The following is a 708-nucleotide window of genomic DNA, read 5'->3' as shown; positions in this document are numbered from 1 at the left end:
GCGGCGTATATCGCTGGGGTGTTTTCGTTGCCGGAGGCTGCCCGGGTGGTGGCGTTGCGCAGTCAGGCGTTGAGTGCGTTGGCTGGTGGCGGTGGGATGGCGTCGGTGTTGTTGGGTGTCGACGAGGTGGGTCCGCGGTTGGCGCCGTGGGGGCAGGCGTTGAGTGTGGCGGCGGTCAACGGGCCTTCGCACACCATCATCAGTGGTGATCCTGGGGCGTTGGAGCAGTTCGCTGCGGCGTGTGAGCGCGACGGGGTGCATTTCCGGTTGATCGCGGTGGATTACGCGTCGCATTCTGCTCAGGTGGAGCCGCTGCGGGAGCGGTTGTTGGCGGAGTTGGCTGATCTCAAGCCTGCGCCGGCGCGTGTTCCGTTGTATTCCACGGTGGGTGATGCGTTTTCTGCTGATGCGTTGGATACCACCAAGATGGATGGCGAGTATTGGTATCGCAACCTGCGTGAGCCGGTGCGTTTCCATGACAGTGTGGTGGAGCGTCTGGCTGCTGGTGAGTGCACGTTTGTGGAGTTGTCTCCGCATCCGGTGCTGGCCCCGGCGATCACCGATACCCTGGCCGCGACGACCGGTCGGACGCATTCCTCGGTGATCATCACCTTGCACCGCGACCGCCCCGACCAGGACAACCTGGCCACCACCTTGGCCCAACTCCACAACCACGGCCACAGCCCCTCCTGGACAGCCCTCTACCCC

1 protein-coding gene is annotated in these 708 nt (G+C 64.4%); it reads left to right on the top strand.

Annotated features, from left to right (window positions below; genetic code table 11):
• Positions 1–9 precede the first annotated feature (9 nt).
• On the top strand, positions 10–708 hold a 699-nt coding region (locus ACZY1I_RS32160), incomplete at its 3' end, for an acyltransferase domain-containing protein (protein ID WP_463761699.1).

This window comes from Mycobacterium sp. IDUB_37 (genome assembly GCF_055419245.1).
Note: the sequence above shows the minus strand (reverse complement) of the source record. Positions and strands in the feature narration are given on the sequence as shown.